Genomic DNA, 22610 nt, shown 5'->3' on the forward strand with positions numbered 1-22610 from the left:
GCCATGCAGGTGGTGTGGTCAGACCGTGGCGGCCGTGCGTGCGGTCGTGGCTTCGCCGTCGCCCGACGGGGCGGGTGTGGCTTCGCTGTCACCCGACGGGGCGGGCGTGGCTTCGCTGTCGTCTGACGTGGCGGGCGTGCCGGTGGCGGGCGACGGGGACGTGCGACGGATCGCCAGGCCGACCATGGCCACGCCGATGACCAGCAGGAACGCCATGCCGGCGAGGGCGAAGCTGAGGGTGTACTGGCTCTCGGCGGGCAGCGCGGGCACTCCGGCGGGCAGGTTGTCCAGCGTGTTGGAGGCGAGCAGCGAGGTGATGACCGCGCTGCCGATCGCGCTGCCGGTGGAGCGGGAGATGGAGTTGATGCCGTTGGCGATGCCGGTCTGGTGGTGGGGAACGCCGGCCACGATCAGGGCGGGCATCGCGGCGTAGCCGAAGCTGATGGCGACGCCGACGACCATGCCGGCCAGGATCACCGACGCGGTGGTGTCGTGGGCGAGGGTCAGCCAGGCGAACCCGACGACGCCGAAGAAGGCACCGACGGCGAGGGTGAGACGCGCGCCGATGCGGCGTACCAGCACGCCTCCGAACTGGGCGGCCACGAGCGAGACGAGGGCGGAGGGCAGCAGGTAGAGGACGGAGGCCCGCAGGACGGAGGCGCCGAAGCCGTAGCCGGCGATCTCAGAGGGCGTCTGGACGAGGTAGGAGACGCCGATGAACTGCGCGAACATGGCGAATCCGACGAGCAGTCCGGCGACGTTGGTGACCAGCACCGGCCGGTGGACGAACATCTTCATGTCGACCAGGGGGTCACGGACCCTGCGTTCGACGAGGACCCAGAGGACCGTCGTGACGGCGGCACCGGCGAACAGGGCGAGCGTGCGAGGTGAGGTCCAGCCCCAGGTGTGGCCCTGCGAGATGGGCAGCAGGAGCAGCACGAGCAGCAGGGCGAGACCTGCGGCGCCGAGCCAGTCGGTGCGCCCGCCCGTCCGGGTGCGGGGCGCGGGGACGGCGACCGCAACCGCGATCAGGGCGGCGGCGGCGAGTGCGGCGGCCAGCCAGAAGACCAGGTGATAGTCGGGGTTGTCACCCTGGCTCAGGAGTCCGGCGCTCACCAGGGCGAGACCGCTGCCGAACCCGAGCGTGCCGCTGACCAGGGCCATGGCGCCGGGCAGCCGCGCGGGTGCGACCTCTTGGCGCAGCACGGACAGCGCGAGCGGGAAGATCGCGGTGGCGGCGCCCTGCATCACCCGGGCCACGATGAGCCACAGCATCGAACTCGTGGTCGCGGCGAGCACGGATCCGGCGACCATCACCACCAGTACGCCCAGGAGGGTCGGCTTCGTGCCGTGCTGGTCGCCGAGGCGGCCCAGGAGCGGCGTGAAGACGGCGGCCGACAGCAGCGTGGCGGTGGTGACCCAGCTGACCTGGGCCGTGGTGGCGCCGAGGTCGTTCTGGATGATGCCGAGGATCGGGATGACCAGGGTCTGCATCATCGACACGACCATGGCGGCGAGGCCCAGCACCAGGACGAGGCTGAGGCTGCCGGCGCGGCGCTCCGGCGCGGTGGCAAGGGAGGACTTCACGGTGTTCTTTCCGCTGGAAGGTGGTGGTTACCCGAAGGGCGAAAGCATCGATGGTCGATGAGTCAAACCATTGAGGTACTCGATGCTTGAGGACATCAAACAATATGACGCCGGTAGATGTCAAAGGTTGAGGTGCTCAACCTTTTGGCGGTACCCTCGACGCATGCCACCCATCCCGTCCAAGGCGCAGCTCATGGAGTTGCTCGCCCATTCGGTCAGCACGCATTACGCCGACTTCACAGCCGCCGCCACCGATATGAGCCTCACCTCCAGTCAGGCGAAGACCCTCACGGTGCTGCGCCGCGCGCCTGCCTCGATGCGCTCGCTCGCGACCACCCTCGCCTGTGACGCGTCGAACATGACCGGGATCATCGACCGACTCGAAAAGCGCGACCTGGTCCACCGCGAAGTCAGCACCACCGACCGCCGCGTGAAGAACGTCGCCCTCACCGAGGCGGGCCAGAAGGCGATCGACACGATCCGTGAGCGGATGGAGCAGACGCAGACCGGCCTGGACAAACTGTCCGACGAAGAGCGCGCCGAGCTCTTCCGCCTGCTGACGGTCGTATTCCCGCGCTGATGCGCGCAGGCGCCGTTCCGTCGAACAACCGACACAGGGATCGGTCTCGACGTCGCTGATCGGCGAAGAAATAGTGATGGACCGGGCTTTTGGCCCCCGTCCCCCTCAGCGTCGCGGCGGTGGTGGCGCCGACCGCCTCGGCCGGCTGGGAAGCGACGCCGTCAGACGCGCGGCGATGGGTGCCGTGACGTGCACGGCGTCCGTACCCAGTGACGGTCACTCGCGGTTCCGGGCGCCTTTCACGGGCAGACACAGCGAGCCGAAGCCGAGGCCGCACATGTAGCGCAGCGGCAGCACCTCGCCGATCTCCGGATTCTTGCAGCACCAAGAGGTCCTCCATGTCGGTGGCGGACGGGTGAGGGATGCCTCAATCGAGCCGAGTACTGGCGCGAGGTCACCGGGAGAGCTATCGTCGAGCCCAGTAGAGTTACCGCTCATTCTACCTAGCGAGTGCGCGGGCCGTCCGGCGGGAACGCCTCCAGGCGGACGGCTGCCACGGGGTTCCCGGTGCACGTCGAACAGGGATGAAAAGGCTCCATGAAACCAATCCGCTCCCGGGTCGGGGTCGCCCCCGCCGGTGAGTCCCTCGCCGGCCTGACGCCGTGCGTCAGGGACCAGTTGGCCAGTTCCGAACCGTTGTGGGCGGCCGTCGAGTCGTCCAGGTAGCCGGCAGCCACGTCCTCCTTGGAAGCGAAGTGCTGGTGGAAGGCGTCGCGTCCGCCACTGCCGACGTCGCCCTTCCAGCCCTTCCGCCCTCAACAGAACCGGCCACCGCGCCACCAGCGGGACCTCACCGCGCATTGCCCCTTCGCGCCGACATGATCGACCATCCGCACCTCCCGACAAGGGCATCGACATGACCACCAGTACCGCGCGCCGCACAGCCCGGCAGTGCCGTCTCTGCAGACCCTCGCAGGAGCCGAACGACTACACCCTCTTCCTGCGGCGGTGGGTGCGCTCACCGGCCCGCATGGGGGCCATCGCGCCCAGCTCGCGGCACCTGGCCGAGGCGGTCTGCGCCCCGGTGCCCGAACGCGGTGAGCCCGTCGTGGTGGAACTGGGCGCCGGCACCGGGCCGTTCACCGCCGAGATCCAGCGCCGGCTCGGCGGACGGGGCCGCCACCTGGCCGTCGAGATCGATCCACTCCTCGCCCGGCGCCTGCGCCACCGCCACCCGGGTGCGGAGGTGATCCAGCGCGACGCCGTGCATCTGCGCCATCTGCTGGACGATCGTGGCATAGAGGGCGCCGACGTGGTGGTCAGCGGCCTCCCCTGGGCCCTCTTTCCCACCCCCACCCAGCACAAGCTCATGGACGCGACAGCCGCGGTGCTCGCCCCGGCGGGGGCGTTCACCGCGTTCACCTACCTCCACGCCGTTCCCCTCACCCCCGCCCGCCGGTTCCGCGACCTGCTGGCCGACCGCTTCGAGGAAGTCGTCCCCAGCCGCACCATATGGCGCAACACGCCCCCGGCCTTCGTCCTTCACGCGCGAAGACCCCGCACGTGACCCCCTTGAACTAGGGCGGGTGCGACGCCACTTGGGGTCGCGTCGGTGATCTCCCGGTCAGCCTCGGTGACGGTCTCATGGGGCATCGCCGGCTTCTCGGCGCCCTGTAGTCGGTGGGATGGGTGGTGGCGACGTGACCGGAACCGCAGCAGGTTCGCCATCGCGGCGTGTCGATGACCACCTGTACGGATCCGTTCTCGATCAGCGGCCACACGTGGTCCTGGACCTCGGCCACGATGGCTGCCTTCTGTCCGGTCGGGCGGGAACGCAGAGTGGTCCCGTGTACGGACGCGCGCTTGAAGAGGAATTCGGCGAGGTTGAGTTCGCCCTCCAGGCCGTTCTGCAGACCGATGACGACCCGGCGCCCTTCGAGAGCCAGGGAACGGACGTTGCGTTGGAGGTAGTGGCCGCCGATGACGTCGAGGATCACGTCGTACGGGCCGTGCTCGGCGAAGTCCTCGTTGCGGTGGTCGATCGCGAGGTCGGCGCCGAGGTCTCGTACCCTGGCGGCCTGTTCGGGGCCACCGACGGTGGTGACGACTCGGGCGCCGCAGGCCTTGGCGATCTGGATGGCCATCGTGCCTGTGCCGCCGGCTCCACCGTGCATGAGGAAGGTTTCACCCGCCTTCAGAACACCGGTCATGAAGACGTTCGACCATACCGTGGCGGCGGCTTCGGGCAGGGCCGCCGCTTCCACAAGACTGATGCCCTTGGGCACCCTGAGCAGCTGCCCGGCAGGGACGGCGACCTTCTGCGCGTACCCGCCCCCCCTTCCCCCCGGCAAGCAACGCGCATACCTCGTCACCTGGTTGCCACTGGGTCACGCCCGCGCCGATGGCGCTGATCCGGCCCGAGACCTCCAGTCCCGGGTAGGGCGATGCTCCCGGCGGGACCGGGTACCACCCCATCCGCTGGGCGACATCTGCTGGTGCCTTGATCGAGATTGCGGGCGGAGGTCAGCGTGGCCAGGGACCACGCTGCTCCGGTCCGGATTCGTGGGTCAGGCCAGCTTCTTGAGCATCTCGGCTGCGGCGGGCCCGGCGGAGGCCGGGTTCTGACCGGTGACCAGGTTGCGGTCCACGACCACGTTCGGGGCCCACGGCTCGCCCTCCTGGTAGTCGGCGCCGATGTCGACCAGGCGGTCCTGGAGCAGCCACTTGGCGCCTGCCGCCAGGCCGCCCTGGGTCTCCTCGACGTTACTGAAGCCGGTGAGCCGGTAACCGGAGAAGGCGTTGCCGCCGTCGGCCTTGGTGGCGGCCAGCAGCGCGGCCGGGGCGTGGCAGACCACGCCGAGCGGCTTGCCCGAGGCGAGGGCGTCGATGAGGAGCCTGCCGGAGGTGGCGTCGACGGCCAGGTCTTCCATCGGGCCGTGGCCTCCGGGGTAGAAGACGGCGGCGTAGTCGGCGAGGTCGACGTCCTCCAGCTTGATGGGGTGCTGGATCTCGCTGATCGAGGCGAGGGCGTCCGCCATCGCCTTCGCGCCCTCCTCGCCGCCGTTGAACTGCGGCGCCAGGCTGACCTGGTCCAGGGGCGGTACGACGCCGCCCGGCGTGGCGATGACGATCTCGTGGCCGGCGGCCGTGAATGCCTGGTACGGGGTGACGGCCTCCTCGGCCCAGAAGCCGGTCGGGTGCTGGGTGCCGTCCGACAGCGTCCAGTGGTCGGCGCCGGTCATCACAAAAAGGATCTTCGACATGGTGCAGTTTCCTCGATCTCGGTTTATCGGGTGACGCCTCGCGGATGCCGGCGCCCCAGATTTCTGTACTGGTTACTGGGTCTCGGCCAAGGCACTGAGAATCAAGTCGCTGACGGCCTTGGTGGACACGGGGTTCTGGCCCGTGATCAGGCGGCCGTCGCGCACGGCGTGCGGCGTCATCGGGACGGTGGAGCGCACATATCTGGCTCCCTTCGCGCGCAGTTCGTCCTCCAGGAGGAACGGCACCCTGCTCTTCACGCCCGCCAGCCTTTCCTCGACCGTCGCGAAGCCTGTGACAGTGCGGTTCTGTACGAGCGGATTCCCATCGGCGTCATGAAGGTTGATGAGGGCGCAGGCGCCGTGGCAGACCGAGGAGACGATGCCGCCCCCGGCGTAGATGGCCTCGGCCGTTCCCCGCAGGTCGGCACTGTCGGGAAAGTCCCACATGGTGCCGTGCCCACCCGTGAAGAAGATCGTGGAGTAGACGTCCGGATCCGCGTCGGCAAGAGAAGCCGTGGATTTCAGGGAGGCCATGAAGGCCGGGTCGGCTCCATAATGGCGAACCGTCTGGTCGGCGAACAATCGGCCCAGGCTTCGGGGGTCGAGGGGCACCTCGCCGCCCGCCGGGCTGACCACATCCACGGTGTGGCCGTCCTTGACCGCCTTGTCGTAGAAATGGACGAGTTCCCCCAGCCACAGGCCGGTGCGATGCCTGCTCGCCCCATAAGTAGCCTGATTGGTCACGACCGCCAGAATCTTTTTCTGTCTCACTTCTCACACGTCTCCTATATCGGCCGACTGCGCATTCGGAACCGGGTGAGGAAGAACGACACCGACGCTGGTGGTCTGTAGAACCCGTGCCCTTAGGTCTCAAAACTAAAGCTGTTGAAGTATCCGCGCCAATGAAGAGACCGATGTCAGGTATCGGTGCCCCGATGACTCGTCCCCTTGGACGGACGGCAGGTGGCTGCCACGCCTCTCTCGTAGGCTCGATACCGTGGGCGATCACGACATTCATGGGCTCGGTCCGCTGGATCTGAACCTGCTGCGAACCTTCCTCGCGGTCCACCGCCTGGGCTCCTTCACCGCAGCCGCACGTCAGCTGAGCCTGTCGCAGTCCACCGTCACCACGCAGATCCGGGCCCTGGAGAACCGCCTGGGCCGCGAGCTCTTCGAACGCCGGGCGCAAGGCGTCACCCCGCTCCCCCACGCCGACGAACTCGCCGGCCGACTGTCAGCCCCCCTGGACCAGTTGGCCGTCATCACCGGCGAGGAGCCGAGCAGTACCGTGGCACCGGTGCATCTGGCGGGACCCGCGGAGTTCATGAGCGTGGCCGGTCTGAAGGTGTTGGCCCCGCTGATCGCGCAAGGCGTCCGGCTGCGGGTTGCCATCGGGCTGACCGAACCGCTGCTCGAGGAACTACGGGCCGGACGCCACGACCTCGTCGTCGCCACCCGGCGGCCCCGAGGCCGGACGCTGCACTTCGAACTCCTCGCCGACGAGGAATTCGTCCTGGTCGCCGCTCCCGCATGGGCCGATCGGCTCAAGGGGCAGGAGCTGCTCACGGCCCTGGAGAGCTTTCCCCTGATCACCTATGCCGAGGACCTGCCCATCGCCCGCCGCTACTGGCGCCACGTCTTCGGCCGCCGGCTGCACGCCCAGGCCGCGATCACCGTCCCCGACTTGCGCGGCGTCCTCACCGCCGTCACCGCCGGCGCCGGCTGGAGCGTCCTGCCCAGCTATCTGTGCCAAGGCGAACTCGCCTCCGGCGCCCTCCGGTTGCTGCACCAGCCGGAGGACCCGCCGATCAACACCGCCTACCTCGTCCAACGCCCGGGCAGCTCCACCAACCCGCACGTGACACTCGTCCGCGAGCAGCTCCTGGCGGCGGCGAAAATCTGGTGAGCCGACCCCGGCAACGCCGTCGCATTGTGACGCATCGTGCCTCCGGCCGGTCTGCCGCCCGGGATTGCCGCCTCAGGCGGCAGCCGCCACTCGTCTGGACCTGAGTGCGGTGGAGTGCGCCCAGACGATGACGATCGGGAGAACGAACTCCAGGAGGGCGGAGGCGAGGAAGACTCCCGCCGGGCTGGGCAAGCCGTCCCGGGCGAAGGAGACCAGCCGCCCGACGCCACCGAGGAAGATCGGGACGGCCAGGAAGTGGACGAGTACTCCCTGCCGGCGGATCGTTGCCGCCACCCAGGCGAACAGGGGAGCCCAGCCCACGTAGACGCCCGCCAGGAAGCGGTGCGCGTTGTCCGCTTCCGCCGCGTCCGCCGGGCCTCCCTGCGCCAGTTGCTGCAGGCCGTCTCCGAGCGCGATGGCAGCGGCCAGCAGCAGGCAGACACGGACGATGGTGTTGGCTGCTGTGACAGGGGTGCCGGCCGCCATCATGACTCCTTGCTCGTCTCGGAGTTGGCCCCGGTGTTGGTGTTCAGGCCTGCTCGGTGGGGCGTACGAGCAGTTCGGCGACGGCCACGTGCCGGGGGCGGGTGACGATGTAGCCGACGGTGTCGGCGATGTCCTGGCTCTGCAGCCGCTCGATGTCTCCGAGGGCGGCGACGATGTGCTGCTGGATGACGTCGGGGTTGTGCGTGCGCAGTTCGGTGTCGACGCTGCCCGGCTCGATGACCGACACACGGACGTGCTGGCGTGTCAGTTCCTGGCGCAACGCCTCACTGAAGGCACCGACGCCGAACTTGGTGGCGCTGTACACGGCGGACATGGCGTAGGCGTTGCGGCCGGCGAGCGAGCCGACGTTGACGATGTCGGCGACCCGACGCGGCTCCTCGGCGGCGGCCTTGACCAGGTGGGGGACGGCCGCGTGAGCGGTGTACATCAGGCCCATGAGGTTGATGTCGATCATGCGCCGCCAGTCGTTCAGGTCCGCACCGGGGGCGGGCCCGAGCAGCATGAGGCCTGCGTTGTTGACCAGCGTGTCCAGGCGGCCCAGGCCGTTGACAGTCCGCTCGACCGCTTCCGCGGCGGCCTGGGCAGTGGTGATGTCGGCGGGCACGACCAGGGCCTTGCCACCGGCGTTGGAGATTTCCGTGGCAAGGTCGGTGAGCCGGTCCTCACGCCGGCCGACCAAGGCCACGGAGGCACCCTCGCGGGCAAGCTCCAGGGCGGTGGCATGGCCGATGCCGCTGGATGCTCCGGTGACCAGGGCGACGGTTCCTTCAAGACGACGAGTCATCGTTCAAGCCTTTCGATACGCGGCACGGCCACCCACCTTGCTGTGAGCCGTGCGGGACATGGGGGGATACGGCCCTGCTGTGAGGCCGTAGGGGGGTGCAGGCCGCTCAAGGCCGGGCCGAGGGCACAATGGGGAAGTGAGCATCACTGGGAAGAAGACCACCGACACCGAACGTCAGGGGACCAAGACCGTGGCAGATCTCCCGCCTCGCGAACGCCTCGTGCGGGCCGCGTCGCGGCTGTTCTATTACGAGGGCGTACGCGCGGTCGGAGTGGAGCGGCTGATCTCCGAGGCCGGGGTGACGAAGGTGACCTTCTACCGGCACTTCGCCTCCAAGGACGACCTGGTCGTGGCCTATCTGCTGACCAAGGACGCCTACTACAAGGGGGTGGCCGAACCGCTGGCCGCCGGGCACCCGCCCGCGGAGGCGCTCGACCTGATCTTCGAGGCGATCGCCGAGCACGCCCGCGAGCGCGGCTTTCGCGGATCGCCGTTCCTGAACGCGGCCGCCGAGTACCCGGACGCCGACCATCCGGTCCGCGGCCTGGTGACATCCCACCGGGACTGGATCCGCACCCTCTTCCAGGACCTGCTCACCCGGCTCGGCCACACCGACCCGGAGTCGGCCGCCGGTGCACTGCTGATGCTGTACGACGGTGCGATGGCAGCGGGCTACCTGGACGACTCGACGGCCGCCCACAAGACCCTGCTGGACGCGGTCCGGCTGATCCGGTCGGGAGGCTGACCCCTTCGAGGCCGCGCGAAACACCGGCCCTCTGTTGGGCCCCGGGCAAGCCGGGGCGCGGATTGGCTTCATGGAGCTTTTCATCTCTGTTCGACGTGCACCGGGACCCCCTGGCAGTTGCTTGCCCGGTTGGCAGTCCCGCCCGGGAGGTCGAGGCGCCCCTACGGGGTAGGGTTACCGGTCATTCTACCTCTAGACGATAACTCCCTTGGCATCCCCACGCCAGCGGGGTGGCCCGTTTGTGGGATCCCCCACGGGCTGCTGCTGCCCACAGGGCCTCACAGGGCCTTCCCGGCTTGCGCAGCGACGGAGTCCGGTCCGTTCGGGTTCATGTGGATCTTCTACAGACTCCCTCGGCCGCATAAGCAGGCGACAGGCACAGCCTCTCTGCCCGGTTGCCGGGTGCCGCCGTCGGCCGGGGAGCCGTCGAGAACCCGCGAACGCGTCGGCGTTGCTGCTCGTCGCTACCCGGCCGACTCGACCACATCGACGTCACCCCGCCGGCGCGCTGATCTCCCTCTTGAGAATCTTGCCGCTGGGGCCGGTCGGCAGCGTGTCCACGAGCCACACCTCGCGCGGGTACTTGTACGCCGCCACCCGCTCCTTGACGAACTGCCGGAGCTCGTCGGGTGTGGCCTGCGCCTGCGGGCGGAGCACCACCGCGGCCGCGATCTCCTCGCCCAGATGTGCGTCGGCCACGCCCACCACCGCGGCCAGCGCGACGGCCGGGTGCTCGTGGAGCACCTCCTCGATCTCACGCGGGTAGACGTTGTAGCCGCCGCGGATGATCATGTCCTTCTTGCGGTCGACGATGTACAGGTAGCCGTCCTCGTCCTGGCGCGCGAGGTCGCCGCTGCGCAGCCAGCCATCGGGGATGGTGGCCGCGGTCTCCTCCGGGCGGTTCCAGTACCCCTTCATCACGTTCGGCCCGCGCACGGCCAGTTCGCCGATCTCGCCGGGAGCCACGTCCTGGCCCTTGTCGTCGAGGAGCCGCACCTCCACGTCCTTGATCGGGGTGCCGATGGACCCGGCCTTGCGTGGCCGGTCGGGGTGGTTGAAGGTGACCACCGGACTCGTCTCGGACATGCCGAAGCCCTCCAGCACCACGCAGCCGAAGCGACGCTCGAAGCCGTGCAGGATCTCCACCGGCAGCGAGGCTCCGCCGGAGACGCACATCCGCAGCGTGGAGACGTCGGCCTCCGACGGGTGCTGGAGCAGTGCCGCGTACATGGTCGGTACGCCCTCGAAGATCGTCGCCCGGTCGCGGGCGATGGCGTCCAGGACGGTCTGCGGGTCGAAGCGGGGGATCAGGGTGAGCGAGGCACCGGCGCGGACGGTCACGCTCATCGTGCAGATCTGGCCGAAGATGTGGAACAGCGGCAGACAGCCCACGACCACGTCCTGCGCCGTCATCCGCTGCACGTGAACCGTGTTGACCTCGGTGTTGTGCCTCAGCCCGGTGTGGGTGAGCGTGGCGCCCTTGGGGCGGCCGGTGGTACCGGAGGTGTACAGCAGCACGGCCACGTCCTCGCCGTCCGGCTCGCTCACCTCCGGCAGCGGCTCGTGACCGGCCAGCAGGCCCGCGAAGGCGGCGGGCTCGACGGCCAGGTGCCGAACTCCGGCGGCGGCCGCGCCCTGCGCACCCTCGCCCGGCGCCTGGTGCCACTCGAAGAGCAGCTTGGCGCCCGAGTCACGCAGGTGGTACTCGGTCTCCCGGGTCTTCAGCAGCGGGTTCATCGGCACGACGACCGCTCCGGCGCGCAGCACGCCGTAGTACAGGACGACGAACTCGGGAACGTTCGGCAGCATCAGCGCGACCCGGTCCCCCGGTCGTACGCCCTCGGCCCGCAGCAGCGCGGCGGCACGGGCACTGCGCTCGTCGAGCTCCGCGTAGCTGGTGACCTGGCCCCCCAGTCGCAGCACGGGGCGTTCAGGCTGCCGCCGTGCCGTCTCCACCAGGAACTCCGCCAGATTGGCCATGACCGCCTCCACGAACGTCGCCGTCGAAATCCGCTGTTCACGTTGCCGACATCGTGCAGACGTCGATGGCGACGGCCTATGTGCGGCATGACAGCGTCTGCCCTCCCGGATTGTTCCCGAGAACAAAACAGGGGCGTTACGCTGCGGGAATGAACTTCTCAGGGGTGGTCTCGGCTCTTCAGGAGAAGCTGCCGGAACTGGGCGAGCGGATGGCGCAGCGCATCCGCTCGGACGTCGACGCCTACAAGGACGAGTCGCTGATCCCCTTCGACTCACTGCGCCGCTCGTGCACCGCCAACGCGGACCTGCTCCTGGACCAGCTCGGCCGCGCCGGCGCGCAGGACCCGAGCCCGGCCCGGGAGACCGGCCGTCTCCGCGCCGAGCAGGGCGTGCCGCTGGCGGACACCCTGCACGCGTACCGGATCGGCTTCGAGCTCCTGTGGACGGACATCCTCGCCGAAGCACGCACCCATCCCGAGGTCACCGACGCCCAACTGGTGTCCCAGTCCGCGGAGATCTGGGCTCTGTTCGGCCGCTACGCGGAGGCGGTGGCGGCGGCCTACCGCGAGACGACCGCCGAGCTGACCTCGCGACGTCAGGCGCGCCGCTCGGCGCTGGTGGAGGCGCTGTTCACGGGAGTCATCGCCGACCGCACACTGTGGGAGGCCGCCCGCGAGCTGGGTCTGCCCGACCGCGGACCCTACGTGGTCGCCGCGGCGGCGGCCGACGCTCCCGGCGAGGAGCCGCTGGCGGGGACGGAAGCGGCGCTGCGTCAGGCCCAGGTCCCCTTCGCCTGGCGGCTGCTGCCCGACCAGCAGATCGGTCTGGCCGCCCTGCCCACGGCGACGGCGGAGAGCACCTGTCTGCGCATCCTGCGCCGCGCGGGCGCCCGCGTCGGTGTCAGCCCGTGCTTTCACTCGCTGCGGGACACCCCCCAGGCTCTGCGCTTCGCCCGCCTGGCTCTGGCCGGCCTCCAGGGCACCGGCCCCGGCGTCGCGCGGTTCGACGACAACCCGCTGGCCATGGTCGTGGCCGCCGCCCCGGCCGAGGCGGCGCACCTCGTGGAGGTGGTCCTCCAGCCCATGCTCGACCTCCCGGCCGCGGAGCGTGCCCGTCTCCTGGAGACCCTGGAGCACTGGTACGCCGCCGCCGGCTCCGCCACGGACGCAGCGCGGAGTCTCTTCGTCCACCCCAACACCGTCCGCTACCGGCTGCGCCGTGTCGAGGAGTTGGCGGGCCGCTCCCTGTCCGATCCACGAGCGGTGGCGGACATCGGCGCGGCCCTCCTTGCGGTCCGCCGGGCGGGCGCCTCATTCGATGACGTCCTCTGAGAAGACCGCCGTGGTCAGTGACTTGTCGAGCGCGCCTCTCGTACGTCTGGCCGACAGCTGCCACGCTCAGTTACCTCAGCAACTGGCCGTACCTGGGGAATTCTTGATGGCACCGCCGTCAAGCAGCGGAAAGGATCTCCGTCGCGGTCTGGTTGGGGAAAGCTTTCGCCTCGTGGGCAGGGGTGTTCCTACTCAGCTCCGGCTGAGGGCCGCTGGTTTGCGACTTCGTGATCGGATGTCCGGATGCCTCGGCGGGTCGACGTTTTTGCCCGAGGGTTGAGGTCGACTTGACGGCTGACCATCTGCTGTCAGCGAATCCGCCTGACCGGGCGGTGATCCCGGTGCTTGTGTGTCGGTATGGAGATCCTGGTTCTGGGCGGAACGGCATGGGTGGCTCGGGAGTTGTCGCGGCAGGCGATCGAACGCGGCCACCGGGTGACCTGCCTCGCGCGTGGCGAGAGCGGAGAAGTCGCGGACGGAGCGACACTGGTCGCCGCCGACCGGCGCGATCCGTCGGCGTACGAGCCCCTGCTCGACCGCGTATGGGACGCGGTCGTCGAGGTGTCATGGCAGCCGGGCTTCGTTCGTGGAGCACTCGACATGCTGGGCAGCAAGGCCGGGCACTGGGTGTATGTCTCGTCCGGCAACGCCTACGCCTCGCACGCCACGCTGGGGGCGGACGAGTCCGCGGCCCTGCTCGCCCCGACCGAACGGAGCGAGGTCGACCGCGAGTTGTACGGCGAGGCGAAGGTCGCCTGCGAGCAGGCGTCGACGGCCGCTGTGGGCGACCGCCTCCTCATTGCACGAGCCGGGCTCATCGGCGGCCCGGGCGATGACAGCGGGCGCTCCGGCTACTGGGTCGCCCGCGCCGCACGCGATCCGCGAGGTCCGATGCTGGTCCCCGACACACCGGCCATGCCCACCCAGGTGGTCGACGTGCGGGACCTCACCTCCTGGCTGCTCGACTCCGCGGAGACGGGAACCACCGGCACGTACAACGCCGTCGGCCCGGTCGTTCCGTTCGAAGAGTGGATCGAGCTGTCCCGCGCCGCCGGCGGGCACACCGGTCCGGTGGTCACCGCCGAAACGGCGTGGCTGCTCGCCAACGGCGTGGCCCAGTACATGGGGTCCGAATCGCTGGCGATGTGGCTGGTCGAGCCGGGCTGGGAAGGGTGGTCGACCCGGGACGGCTCCTCGGCGCGCGCCGCGGGGCTGCGTCACCGGCCCCCGTCGGAGATGCTGGCCGACACGCTGCGCTGGGAACGCGAGCAAGGGCTGGACCGGGAAAGGCGCGCAGGCCTTAGCGCGCAGCGCGAGCGCGAGTTGCTCGACGCCCTCGGCTGACGACGCGGGACCGGGCTCGCACACCCGAGCGTCTCTACAGGCGCCTTCAGTTCCGACTTCCCGATCTCGTGGTGGGCCCGGCCGAGAACCGGTACGACCACCGCGTGATCACCGGGAGTTGTGTGGACTCCTGAAGATCGTGCGGTGGCCACAGGCCATAGCGTGGACCCTGCCCGCTGGCGGGCGATGTTCGACCGGGTCATGGCCCGAATCGCGGGCCGGTTCGGGCGAGTTGGGCCCCGGGCCGCGGCCCCGCTCCTACCTGCCCGGGCTGCCGTTCGAACGTCGAACGGAAGAACTGCTGGCAGCCGGCCGAGCAGGCGGGCCACACCCGGCCCGGGCCGATGCAGCGTTTGCTGCGCCACGCCCGCTTGGATGCCGATGCGGTCCGGTCCGGACGGCGACGAGGTACGCGCCTACGCCACTGAACACCTCGGCGCCGAGGACGGTGTCTTGATCGTGGACGAGACCGGCTTCCTCAACAAGGGCCAGTCCTCGGCAGGGGTGCAGAGGCAGTACACCCGCACTGCGGGACGCATCGAGAAGGCCCAGGTCGGCGTGTTCCTCGCTCTGGCCACCAGCCGGGGCCGGGCCTTGATCGACCGACGGCTCTACCTCCCGGAACGCTCCTGGTCCCATGGCCCTGAGCGCCGCACCGCAGCTGGGATACCCGAGACGGTGCAACTCGCCACCAAGCCCCGTTTAGCCTCGGAGATGATCGCTGCCGCCTGGACGCCGGGATCACCGCCCCCTGGGTGACCGCCGACGAAGCCTACGGACAGGACCCCCAGCTGCGTGCCGCCCTTGAGGCACGTGGCACCGGCTACGTGCTGGCCGTCGCCTGCCCGATGCGAGTGAGAATCAACCACGGCCGCACTGCCGTCCGCGCGGACACCGTCGCCGCTCGACTGCCCGCCACGGCCTGGCAGCGGCACAGCGCCGGCAACGGCGCGAAGGGGCCGCGGTACTACGACTGGGCCTGGATCCACACCGGCACCGACAGCCACCACCACCTGCTGGTCCGCGTCGCCGGTGCCCGCCGGAGCATCGAGGAATGCTTCCAAGCGGCCAAGGGCCAGGTCGGACTCACCCACTACGAGGTCAGCCACTGGACCTCCTGGCACCGGCACATCACACTCGCCCTGCTCGCCCTGCTCGCCCTGACCGTCCTCGCCGCAGACCGAGACGGACGACGGCTCCTGAAGCGGCAAAGTGACCCTATGCCGCCCCTTGCCGACTTACATGACGCAGCTCCACAACTGCAGAGCCCTTTACGTGGTCGGTCGGCGGTCGGGCTGGCCGAACCGCCGACGACACACGAGGCGGGCCACAGTCAGGTGGCGGAAGGCTCCCGCCGCTACGGGTGCGGCTCCAGCCAGAGACGTCCGAAAAGCGTCACCTCGCCCTGAACCGGGTGCAGAAGACACCTGCCATGACACTTGTCCGCCTCGCCCGCCGCTTATGTGGACACATGCCGCCGCCACGTGTGTTGGCCGATCGCGTGAACGTCCCGGATTCGACAACGTGAGCCGGCTCCGCTCGGCAGCGGGTTTCGGCCCCACTTAGTGATCTTTCGGACCTGATCTGGCAGTGGAGTTCGGCCCCACCCAGACCGCGCGGCATGCTGATCGGACATGCCGGGCCCGACGCGGGGGCATGGCAACGGGGCGGGGAGGATCGCGTTGATCGTCTGGGTGAACGGTGCGTTCGGCAGTGGGAAGACCACGCTGGTGGACGAGTTGCGTCCGCGCTGGCCCGAAGTGCTGGTCTATGACCCGGAGATGGTCGGCTATGTGCTGCGGGAGATCGTGGAGGTGCCGACCGGCGACTTCCAGGACCTTCGGCTGTGGCGTCGGCAGGTCGCCGACCTGGCGGTGGGCCTGGTCGAGGAGTATCGCCGCCCGGTCCTGGTCCCCATGACCTTGGTCAATCCCGGTTATGTCGGTGAGATCTTCGGCGCGTTGAAGGATGCGGGCATCGACGTCCACCACTTCTTCCTCAAGGTCTCCCGAGAGGTTCTGGAGCAGCGGATCGATGGCCGGAGCTTCACCCCGGACAGCCCTGAGCAGGACGAGAAGGTTCGGCGCTGGTGCAAGGCCAGGATCGAGCCGTGCATGGCCGCAGCCGACACCTTGCCCAGCGACACGGTGTTCCTGGACGGCGAGTTGACCCCGCAGGAGTTGGCCGACCAGGTGCTGGCCCGGGTCCGCGCCAGCGGAACCTCCGGGGTATGACCGCGGCGGCGGCTGCGCTCAGCCGCTGTCCTGCTGGGCCTTGGCGTGCGCGAGGCGGTAGGAGTCGGTGCCGGTCTCGATGATGTTGCCGCCGAAGGTGAGCCGGTCCACGATTGCCGCGCAGAGCCGGGGATCGGCGAAGGTCTTCGTACACCCTCCGAACGATTCGTTGGAAGCGATGGCCACCGACGCCTTCTCTTCCCGCTCAGTCAAGACCTGGAACAGCAGTTCAGCGCCGCGGCGGTCGAGTTCCATGTAGCCGAGTTCGTCGATCGCGAGGAGATCAACGCGGCCGTAGCGGGCGTTGGCCTTGGTCAACTGGCGTTCGTCGGCGGCCTCGACGAGTTCTTTGACGAGCTTGGCGGCCAACACGTAGCGGACCCTGAAACCGGCCGTGGCGGCCTCGGTGCCCAGCGCGATCAGCAGGTGCGACTTGCCGGTGCCGGAGTCACCGATCAGGCGGAGCGGCTCGCCCTTCTTGATCCATTCGCAGGAGGCCAGGGTGTGGATCACGGCCGGGTCGGTGTTGGGGTTGGCGTCGAAGGAGAAGTCCCGCAGGGACTTCTGGCGGGGGAAGCCGGCCGCTTTGCTCCGCCGCTCGGGCGTCGGCGGGCCCGGTCGTCGCACTCGGCCATCAGCAGTTCGGCAAGGAACCCGCGATACGTCATCTGCTCGCGGGCCGCCGAGCCGGCGGCGTCGGGGAACTGGGCCCGGATCGTGGGCAGCCGCAGCATCCCGCAGGCGGAGTCGATGGCAGCGTCGGCGGCCTGCTCGGTCAGGCCCCGATGGCGTTGAGCACTCACGGCGGTTCCCCCTGGGGACGGACGGTGGCGGGCCGGGGATGTCGCAGCAGCGCGTCGTAGCCGGCCAGCGACGGCAGCGGCTGGGTGTTGGCGGGCAGCCGGGCCAGCCGGCGGGCGGTCAACGAGGCCACCGGCTGTCGGCGTACACATGAACGTGCTCAATCACGTACGGATGAACGTGCCCGGTTCCTGACGTGCGGAGGGTTGCTGGTGGGCAGCCGTTCGCACGCTGCAGTCGCCGACCGTCACGGGCAGCGACTGCCCCGGGACCGTACGTGACCAGCGGTTCCACCTTTCGGGCGCGAACGTGATACCCCGGGTGCCGCCCGGTGAGAAGTCGTCGGCCTGACGCACTTTGTGCTCGACATGACACGCCTGGTCCGGAGCCGGACTCCCGGTTCTTGGCCGGACACCGCGACCTCCACACCGGGGAGTATGGGCTCGTCGAGCCAGATTTTACCCATTGAGCGAGAATTGTGATATTGCCGGTCACGGATGACCCAGAGTCGGCGCTCGGGTTCCCGCCGCTGGCGGCTTATCAGGGGTCATAACCGGCATCCGTCACGGGAGGTCGATGTGAGCACCCTGCAAGCACATAAGGACGGCGCAACGGACGTCGTACAAGATCCGACCATCAATATGAGCCTTGAGGTCATCGTCATCCCGGTCGTTGACGTCGACCGTGCCCTGCGCTTCTACAGGAGCCTGGGGTGGCGGCTCGACGCGGACTACGAAGCCGGCTCGGAGTTCCGGATCGTGCAGGTGACGCCACCGGGGTCTGTGAGCTCGGTTATCTTCGGCCGTGGGGTCACCTCCGTGGCACCGGGCTCCGCCCAGGGTCTCTACCTCGTGGTCTCCGACATCGACCGAGCCCGCGCCGACCTGGTCGACAGGGGCGTTGACGTGAGCGAGGTCTTCCACAACGTCTACGACAACGGCGTCCAGGAGCCGGTGGACGGCCCCGATCCAGAGCGTCGCAGCTACGGCTCATACGCCTCGTTCAGTGACCCGGACGGCAATGGGTGGTTGCTGCAAGAGGTCCAGGTGCGACTGCCCGGACGGTGATTCCGGGACGACGGAGGAAGTTTCGCCATGAACGTCACCGCGTTGACAGAACTCTTGCGTGAGACCGAGCAGCACCACGGTCTGTACGAGGCAACGGCCCCGGAGCACAACTGGTGGGACTGGTACGCCGCGTACATGGTCGCCCGTGAGAGCGGCCGGACTCCCGACCAGGCGGCCGGCGACGCCGCGCTCCACATGGAACCGCTGCTGCGATAAAGGCCGCCTGCGACGTGCCCGCCCAGGCCACACCGCACCTCAGCATGGCGCGACCTTGAGGCTGACACGCACACTGTCGTCCAACTGGGCACGTTCATCCATACCTCACTGAGCACGCTGATGAGTACGCGGACACCGGCGAGGGCTCCGGCTCCTCCGTCTGGTCCTCGGCGGTGTGCGGGTCGTCGGCCTCGGCGGCCTTGCGGGCCTCCAGCGCAATCGCGTCCGCGGTCAGGGCCCCGGCGCCCAAGGCCGCCGCGATGCCGGCCACCACGTGTTCGTGGGCCATGTGCCGGTGCAGCAACAGGACCTCGATCAGTGTCCGCGTCCCGGTTGCGTCACCGTGCGCCTTGCGGACCGCAGCAGGGCCTCCAGGTAGTGGTCGAGTTCGAGGCGCGCCCCTCCCTTGGCGACCAGGCGTTCATGCCGGGCGACCTCCGTGCGGCCGTCGTAGATGACCACTTCGGAGGCGTGCAGCAAGACCCGCACCTGCCGTCCGGTCAGCCGTACTGGCACCGAGTAGCGGTTGGTGCGGACGCTGACCTGTCCCGTAGCGGTTCACCCGCGGGCTCGACCAGCGGCCGGTCTCGAACGGCTCGTCGGGCAGCGGCTTGAGCAGCGGCCGTTCGGCGGCGAGTACTCACCCGCAGTCCGCGGTGCCGTCGAACGCGACACCCGCAGGGACTGTCTGGGGAGTTCCGGTAGCCATTTGTGCGCCGAAGGCATGGACAGCGGCCTCCTGGATCTGATGGCGCGCCACAGCACCGCTCGTCGTCGGGACGTCAGAGTCGCCCCACCAAGTCCAGCACCCCGCCCCAGGACCTTCGGCTCACAGGGCGGCAATCAGCTCCTGGGTGGCCGCAGATGAACGGGCCGGTACTTCGGCTGACAGCGTGTCATGGGCCGGTGCCACAGGCGGAGACTTCTCGCTGGGACCGGCCACGACCGTCGCCGCCCAGAACCGGTGCACCTCGGTCGACGAGAACCCTCGACTACGAAGCCACACGTGTCCGCCATGGTCGCTTCACATGGAGAGGACTTCCCCGGCTTCGGGATCGCAGCCGCTCCTGCTCTGTCAGCGACCACATTCCGCGCCGACGAGGACGAAGGCCATCGTGACCGGCTGGTCGCCGTGGTTGCGCCAGGCGTGGCGGGTGCCGTTCTGGATCACGATGTCCCCTGCCGAGAGCCGGGTGAGGTGGCCGTCGTCGAGTTCGAGGACGATCTCGCCCTGCAGCACGATGCCGTAGTCGACGGTCGGCGTGGTGTGCATGCCGTCGGGCCCGATGAGTTCGGCGATGCCGGGCGAGTCGGCCCGCTGTTCGCGGTCGAAGGCGTCGGGGTCGAACGCCGGGTCGGCCATCGCGGCGTCCGGCGGGAAGGTCAGGACGATGAATCGTGTGCCGCCGGGCGCCGGGAGCAGGCTGGTGACCTTCGGCGTGGGGTCCTCCCCGGTCCGGCCGACCTGCTCGCCGGGTTCGGTGGCCCATGGCAGGCGGGACACCCAGCCCGGCAGGCTGGTGAACTCCCGGCTGCGCGGCACGGGGCAGTCGCTGACGACGACGGACTTCCCGTTCTCGTCATGGCCGGTGACGACTCTGCGCATGTGTGTCTCCTCGGTCGGTTCCGGCGGATCCGCCTGGTCCGCCGGATCCGTCGAGTCGGTTGGGTCAGTCGCGTATGCGGCTGCCGGTTTCGGTCGGGGACTTGAGCGCGGTCGCCCAGGCGTCCAGGACATCCGCCATCGTGAGGGCGGGTGCCCGGAGCAGGGCCGACGCCACTGTCCGCACGAAATGCCGGTGCAGGTCATCCGTGAGGTACTCCACCGGGGACTTACCGTCCACGCGTGCCAGCAGCAGCGCCGGCAGCAGTGATGCGGCCCGCGCCTCGAGCACGGGCACGGGCTCCCAGTCGACGCACCGGACGTACTCCTCGGCCAGCACCCGGGCGGAGCCGAGGAGTTCGGCTCGGTGGCCGGGCACGACGAGGCTCTTCAGGAGCAGATGGTTGACGCAGAAGGCCAGGTCGAAGGCCGGGTCTCCATACCAGGCGCACTCGGCGTCCAGCAGCACAGGCCCCGAGGCGCCGACGAGGATGTTCTTGGGGCTGACGTCGCCGTGCACCAGGGCGAGGTGTGTGTCGGCCGTGCGGTCGGCGAGGCCTTGGAGGATGTCACTGAGATCGGGGTGTGCGGCAGCGGTGGCCAGCAGGTACGGCTCGATGCGCAGCGCGTGGAAGTTGTCGTCGGTGGCGAACTCCTCGGCGAGGGTGGCATCGCCCGCGCTCGCCGCGTGCAGGTTGCCGAGCAGTCGTCCGACGGCCGCGGCGGTCGCCGTCTCCACCTGACCGTCGAGCAACTGTGCCTTCCACACCGGGTATCCCTCGGGGGGCAGGAAAGCCATCGCGAAGAGGCCGGCTTCGGCGTCGTGGGCCAGCAGCTCGGGCACACTGTCCGGCTGGTGCCGGGATGCGAATCGCATCCACGCCCATTCGAAGGCGTTGCGCGACACGGGCGCCTGCCAGTCGGCGGCGACGCGAAGCCGGGCCAGCGCCCGCTTGACGCACAGGCACCGTCCCGGCAGGTCCACCCGCCACAGGTCGGACGAGACGCCACCGGCCAGCGGGGTCCAGTGCGCGGCTTCGCCGGGCCCGGCCAGCTTGTGGGCGAGCAGGAAGTCGGCCAGTGCGGGATCCGGGCTGACCTGCGCGGAGGTCGGGCTCATCACCGGTCACCCGCACCGGTGCTCGGGCCGCTGGGGGTGTTGCATGCGTGGGCCGGCGCCTCGCCCGCAAGGATCCGTACGACCTCCTCGGCGGCGCGGCGGCGCAGTTCGGTGACCGACGCGTCGGAGGAGAAGGCCACGTGCGGAGTGAGGAGCGCGCCCGGCTGGTCCAGCAGCTCGTCGGGGACGTGCGGCTCGGTCTCCAGGACGTCGAAGGCGGCCCCGTCCAGGTGCCCGGTGTCGAGCGCCTTGGTCACCGCGTCGGTGTCCACCAGGCCGCCCCGGCTGACGTTGACCAGCAGGCCGCCCGGCTTCATCAGCGCCAGCTGCTCGGCTCCGACGATGTGGTGCGTGGCGGGTGTGAGCGGCACGTGCAGGATCACCACGTCGCTGCGGCGGAGCAGTTCCTCCAGGCCCACCATCTCCACTCCGGGGGCGTCCTTCGGCGGGTGTGGGTCATGCGCCAGGATCCGGCAGCCGAACCCGCCGAGCCTGCGTACCGTGGCGCGCCCGATCCGCCCGTACCCGACGACGCCGCAAGTCAGCGCCGACAGACGGCGCAGCCGGGCGCTCGCGGGGTCCCAGTGGCCCGCACGGACCTCCCGGTCGAACACCGCGAGGCCACGTGTCCAGGCCAGCACCATGCCGACGGCGTGGTCGGAGACCTCCTCGACGCAGTAGTCCGGCACGTTGGTGACCCACACGCCCCGCTCGGTGGCGGCGTCCACGGCGATGTTGTCGAGGCCGACACCGAGCCTGGCCACGATCCGCAGGTCCGGCGTGGTGCCGATCGCGGTGGCGGAGACGGGCGCCCAGCAGGTCAGGATCCCGGCGGGCCGATGCTCGGCCACCAATTCCTCGATGGCCTCGGCGGAGGCGGGCTCGGCAGGGCCGGTCACGAGGGTGTGGCCCGCGCCTTCGATGATCGATCGCTCCACGGAGTCGTCGGGCCAGGCGTAGTCGGTGAGCAGCACAGTTGCCGGGCGGCTCGATGGGTTCATAGCAGATCGTCCTCGCATGATCGTGCGGCCGCGGCGGACAGACGGGCGTCGGGCTCGGTCGTGTCCGGTGAGCGGGTTCTGATTGCCACCTTTGAGGGCGGCCGACGGTATGTCCGATGAGTCGCCGGCCGCCACGGGTGGAAGGGAAGGGGTCGCTGGGCTCGGGTCGGGTGTCGCCGACGCTCGCCGACTTGTGGTCGGGCAGGTGCGGCAGTACGCCCCTGGAACGGGTCACGAGGTGCCGGGGCATGTCGAGTCACTTTGTCACAGCCACGTGATGCTAACGATAGCATTCACGGTCTTCGACGCGTCAAGAGTGCGGCGGTCACCTGATCTTCGGCGCCTGGCGGCAGCACCCATTTCAGAGCGGCGGAGCCCCGTCACCACAGGAAAAGGAGGACCGCCGAAGAAATCCACTGTTCGCATCTTGACGGGCCAAGGACTTCCCTTCATGGTTTCTGCCAGCACCGACCGTGTGACCAACGAGTGTCCACACGAGGTCCGGCTGTCGAAGACGCCATAGCCACGGACGTCCCGACGGGCGGTATACGGCTGAATTCGCATGCGGTGTCCGACCGCACGGCAGCCCACCTCCCGCATT

General features: G+C 69.4%; 23 protein-coding genes and 2 pseudogenes. 10 read left to right on the forward strand and 15 right to left on the reverse strand.

Annotated elements, in window-relative coordinates; genetic code table 11:
- Nucleotides 1–18: 18 nt before the first annotated feature.
- Entirely contained in the window at nucleotides 19–1587 is a 1569-nt protein-coding gene (locus BLU79_RS36490; RefSeq protein WP_371132009.1) for an MFS transporter, read from the reverse strand.
- 163 nt (nucleotides 1588–1750) lie between these two features.
- Here BLU79_RS36490 and BLU79_RS36495 point away from each other — a divergent pair, with 163 nt between their 5' ends.
- Together BLU79_RS36495 and BLU79_RS36500 are read left to right on the forward strand one after the other, a co-directional pair.
- Nucleotides 1751–2167 carry a MarR family winged helix-turn-helix transcriptional regulator gene (locus tag BLU79_RS36495; protein ID WP_256333592.1) on the forward strand — a complete coding sequence of 139 codons (417 nt, stop codon included), beginning with the start codon at nucleotides 1751–1753 and terminating at the stop codon, nucleotides 2165–2167.
- Between the two features lie 856 nt (nucleotides 2168–3023).
- Nucleotides 3024–3674, forward strand: a complete 651-nt coding sequence (locus BLU79_RS36500) for a class I SAM-dependent methyltransferase (protein WP_093910281.1) — start codon at nucleotides 3024–3026, stop codon at nucleotides 3672–3674.
- A 10-nt stretch (nucleotides 3675–3684) separates the two neighbouring features.
- Here the strand turns inward: BLU79_RS36500 and BLU79_RS50120 are convergent, their stop codons facing one another.
- The 4 genes from BLU79_RS50120 to BLU79_RS36515 form a co-directional block, all read right to left on the reverse strand.
- Complete coding sequence (locus tag BLU79_RS50120) at nucleotides 3685–4317, reverse strand: zinc-binding dehydrogenase (protein ID WP_371132010.1); 633 nt, start codon at nucleotides 4315–4317, stop codon at nucleotides 3685–3687.
- Nucleotides 4292–4582 (reverse strand): alcohol dehydrogenase catalytic domain-containing protein, encoded by a 291-nt coding sequence (locus BLU79_RS50125; RefSeq protein ID WP_371132011.1) that lies wholly within the window; start codon nucleotides 4580–4582, stop codon nucleotides 4292–4294. The genes BLU79_RS50120 and BLU79_RS50125 overlap by 26 nt, the downstream gene beginning before the upstream one ends.
- A 92-nt stretch (nucleotides 4583–4674) precedes the next feature.
- A complete protein-coding gene (locus BLU79_RS36510; RefSeq protein ID WP_093910282.1) occupies nucleotides 4675–5370 on the reverse strand; it encodes a type 1 glutamine amidotransferase domain-containing protein in 696 nt (231 codons plus the stop codon).
- Between the two features lie 72 nt (nucleotides 5371–5442).
- Complete coding sequence (locus BLU79_RS36515; RefSeq protein WP_177001320.1) at nucleotides 5443–6114, reverse strand: type 1 glutamine amidotransferase domain-containing protein; 672 nt, start codon at nucleotides 6112–6114, stop codon at nucleotides 5443–5445.
- Nucleotides 6115–6367: 253 nt separating this feature from the next.
- On the opposite strand from BLU79_RS36515, the gene BLU79_RS36520 reads away from it, so the two are divergent.
- Nucleotides 6368–7276 (forward strand): LysR family transcriptional regulator, encoded by a 909-nt coding sequence (locus BLU79_RS36520; protein WP_093910284.1) that lies wholly within the window; start codon nucleotides 6368–6370, stop codon nucleotides 7274–7276.
- 72 nt (nucleotides 7277–7348) lie between these two features.
- Here the strand turns inward: BLU79_RS36520 and BLU79_RS36525 are convergent, their stop codons facing one another.
- Nucleotides 7349–7765 carry a DUF4345 domain-containing protein gene (locus tag BLU79_RS36525; protein WP_093910285.1) on the reverse strand — a complete coding sequence of 139 codons (417 nt, stop codon included), beginning with the start codon at nucleotides 7763–7765 and terminating at the stop codon, nucleotides 7349–7351.
- Nucleotides 7766–7805: 40 nt separating this feature from the next.
- Entirely contained in the window at nucleotides 7806–8567 is a 762-nt protein-coding gene (locus BLU79_RS36530; protein ID WP_093910286.1) for an SDR family NAD(P)-dependent oxidoreductase, read from the reverse strand.
- A gap of 136 nt (nucleotides 8568–8703) precedes the next feature.
- On the opposite strand from BLU79_RS36530, the gene BLU79_RS36535 reads away from it, so the two are divergent.
- A complete protein-coding gene (locus tag BLU79_RS36535; protein ID WP_093910287.1) occupies nucleotides 8704–9312 on the forward strand; it encodes a TetR/AcrR family transcriptional regulator in 609 nt (202 codons plus the stop codon).
- Nucleotides 9313–9804: 492 nt separating this feature from the next.
- Here BLU79_RS36535 and BLU79_RS36540 read toward each other — a convergent pair whose 3' ends face one another.
- The gene (locus tag BLU79_RS36540) at nucleotides 9805–11292 is read right to left on the reverse strand and encodes a long-chain-fatty-acid--CoA ligase (RefSeq protein ID WP_093910288.1); all 1488 of its coding nucleotides are present in this window, start codon (nucleotides 11290–11292) and stop codon (nucleotides 9805–9807) included.
- Between the two features lie 149 nt (nucleotides 11293–11441).
- Between BLU79_RS36540 and BLU79_RS36545 the strand changes: the two genes are divergently transcribed.
- The 4 genes and pseudogenes from BLU79_RS36545 (at nucleotide 11442) to BLU79_RS36560 (ending at nucleotide 16201) form a co-directional block, all read left to right on the forward strand.
- Complete coding sequence (locus BLU79_RS36545; RefSeq protein ID WP_371132012.1) at nucleotides 11442–12623, forward strand: PucR family transcriptional regulator; 1182 nt, start codon at nucleotides 11442–11444, stop codon at nucleotides 12621–12623.
- Between the two features lie 357 nt (nucleotides 12624–12980).
- Nucleotides 12981–13967 carry an NAD-dependent epimerase/dehydratase family protein gene (locus BLU79_RS36550; RefSeq protein ID WP_093910290.1) on the forward strand — a complete coding sequence of 329 codons (987 nt, stop codon included), beginning with the start codon at nucleotides 12981–12983 and terminating at the stop codon, nucleotides 13965–13967.
- A gap of 186 nt (nucleotides 13968–14153) precedes the next feature.
- Nucleotides 14154–15199, forward strand: a pseudogene (locus BLU79_RS36555) (IS701 family transposase); the annotation flags it as partial.
- Between the two features lie 450 nt (nucleotides 15200–15649).
- Nucleotides 15650–16201 carry an AAA family ATPase gene (locus tag BLU79_RS36560; RefSeq protein WP_093910291.1) on the forward strand — a complete coding sequence of 184 codons (552 nt, stop codon included), beginning with the start codon at nucleotides 15650–15652 and terminating at the stop codon, nucleotides 16199–16201.
- 18 nt (nucleotides 16202–16219) lie between these two features.
- Here the strand turns inward: BLU79_RS36560 and istB are convergent.
- Nucleotides 16220–16935 (reverse strand): annotated as a pseudogene (gene istB / locus BLU79_RS36565) (IS21-like element helper ATPase IstB).
- Nucleotides 16936–17000: 65 nt separating this feature from the next.
- Nucleotides 17001–17135: a hypothetical protein gene (locus tag BLU79_RS49420; protein ID WP_256333593.1), complete on the reverse strand. Its 135-nt coding sequence runs from the start codon at nucleotides 17133–17135 to the stop codon at nucleotides 17001–17003.
- 508 nt (nucleotides 17136–17643) lie between these two features.
- Between BLU79_RS49420 and BLU79_RS36570 the strand changes: the two genes are divergently transcribed.
- Nucleotides 17644–18069, forward strand: a complete 426-nt coding sequence (locus BLU79_RS36570; protein WP_371132013.1) for a VOC family protein — start codon at nucleotides 17644–17646, stop codon at nucleotides 18067–18069.
- Nucleotides 18070–18096: 27 nt separating this feature from the next.
- On the forward strand, nucleotides 18097–18285 hold the full coding sequence (locus BLU79_RS48665) for a bleomycin resistance protein (RefSeq protein ID WP_218137815.1): 189 nt from the start codon (nucleotides 18097–18099) through the stop codon (nucleotides 18283–18285).
- A gap of 94 nt (nucleotides 18286–18379) precedes the next feature.
- On the opposite strand, the gene BLU79_RS48670 is transcribed toward BLU79_RS48665, so the two are convergent.
- The 5 genes from BLU79_RS48670 to BLU79_RS36590 all read right to left on the reverse strand — a co-directional run bounded on the left by BLU79_RS48670 (nucleotide 18380) and on the right by BLU79_RS36590 (nucleotide 22009).
- Nucleotides 18380–18574: a hypothetical protein gene (locus tag BLU79_RS48670; protein ID WP_218137816.1), complete on the reverse strand. Its 195-nt coding sequence runs from the start codon at nucleotides 18572–18574 to the stop codon at nucleotides 18380–18382.
- 26 nt (nucleotides 18575–18600) lie between these two features.
- Nucleotides 18601–18801 (reverse strand): Mu transposase domain-containing protein, encoded by a 201-nt coding sequence (locus BLU79_RS48675; protein WP_371132014.1) that lies wholly within the window; start codon nucleotides 18799–18801, stop codon nucleotides 18601–18603.
- A gap of 559 nt (nucleotides 18802–19360) precedes the next feature.
- On the reverse strand, nucleotides 19361–19891 hold the full coding sequence (locus BLU79_RS36580; RefSeq protein ID WP_093910292.1) for a cupin domain-containing protein: 531 nt from the start codon (nucleotides 19889–19891) through the stop codon (nucleotides 19361–19363).
- Nucleotides 19892–19955: 64 nt separating this feature from the next.
- The gene (locus tag BLU79_RS36585; RefSeq protein ID WP_093910293.1) at nucleotides 19956–21008 is read right to left on the reverse strand and encodes a phosphotransferase family protein; all 1053 of its coding nucleotides are present in this window, start codon (nucleotides 21006–21008) and stop codon (nucleotides 19956–19958) included.
- Nucleotides 21008–22009 carry a C-terminal binding protein gene (locus BLU79_RS36590; protein ID WP_093910294.1) on the reverse strand — a complete coding sequence of 334 codons (1002 nt, stop codon included), beginning with the start codon at nucleotides 22007–22009 and terminating at the stop codon, nucleotides 21008–21010. The genes BLU79_RS36585 and BLU79_RS36590 overlap by 1 nt, the downstream gene beginning before the upstream one ends.
- Between the last annotated feature and the right edge of the window lie 601 nt (nucleotides 22010–22610).

Origin of the sequence: Streptomyces sp. cf386, from assembly GCF_900103585.1 — a bacterium.
Classification (GTDB): Bacteria; Actinomycetota; Actinomycetes; order Streptomycetales; family Streptomycetaceae; genus Streptomyces.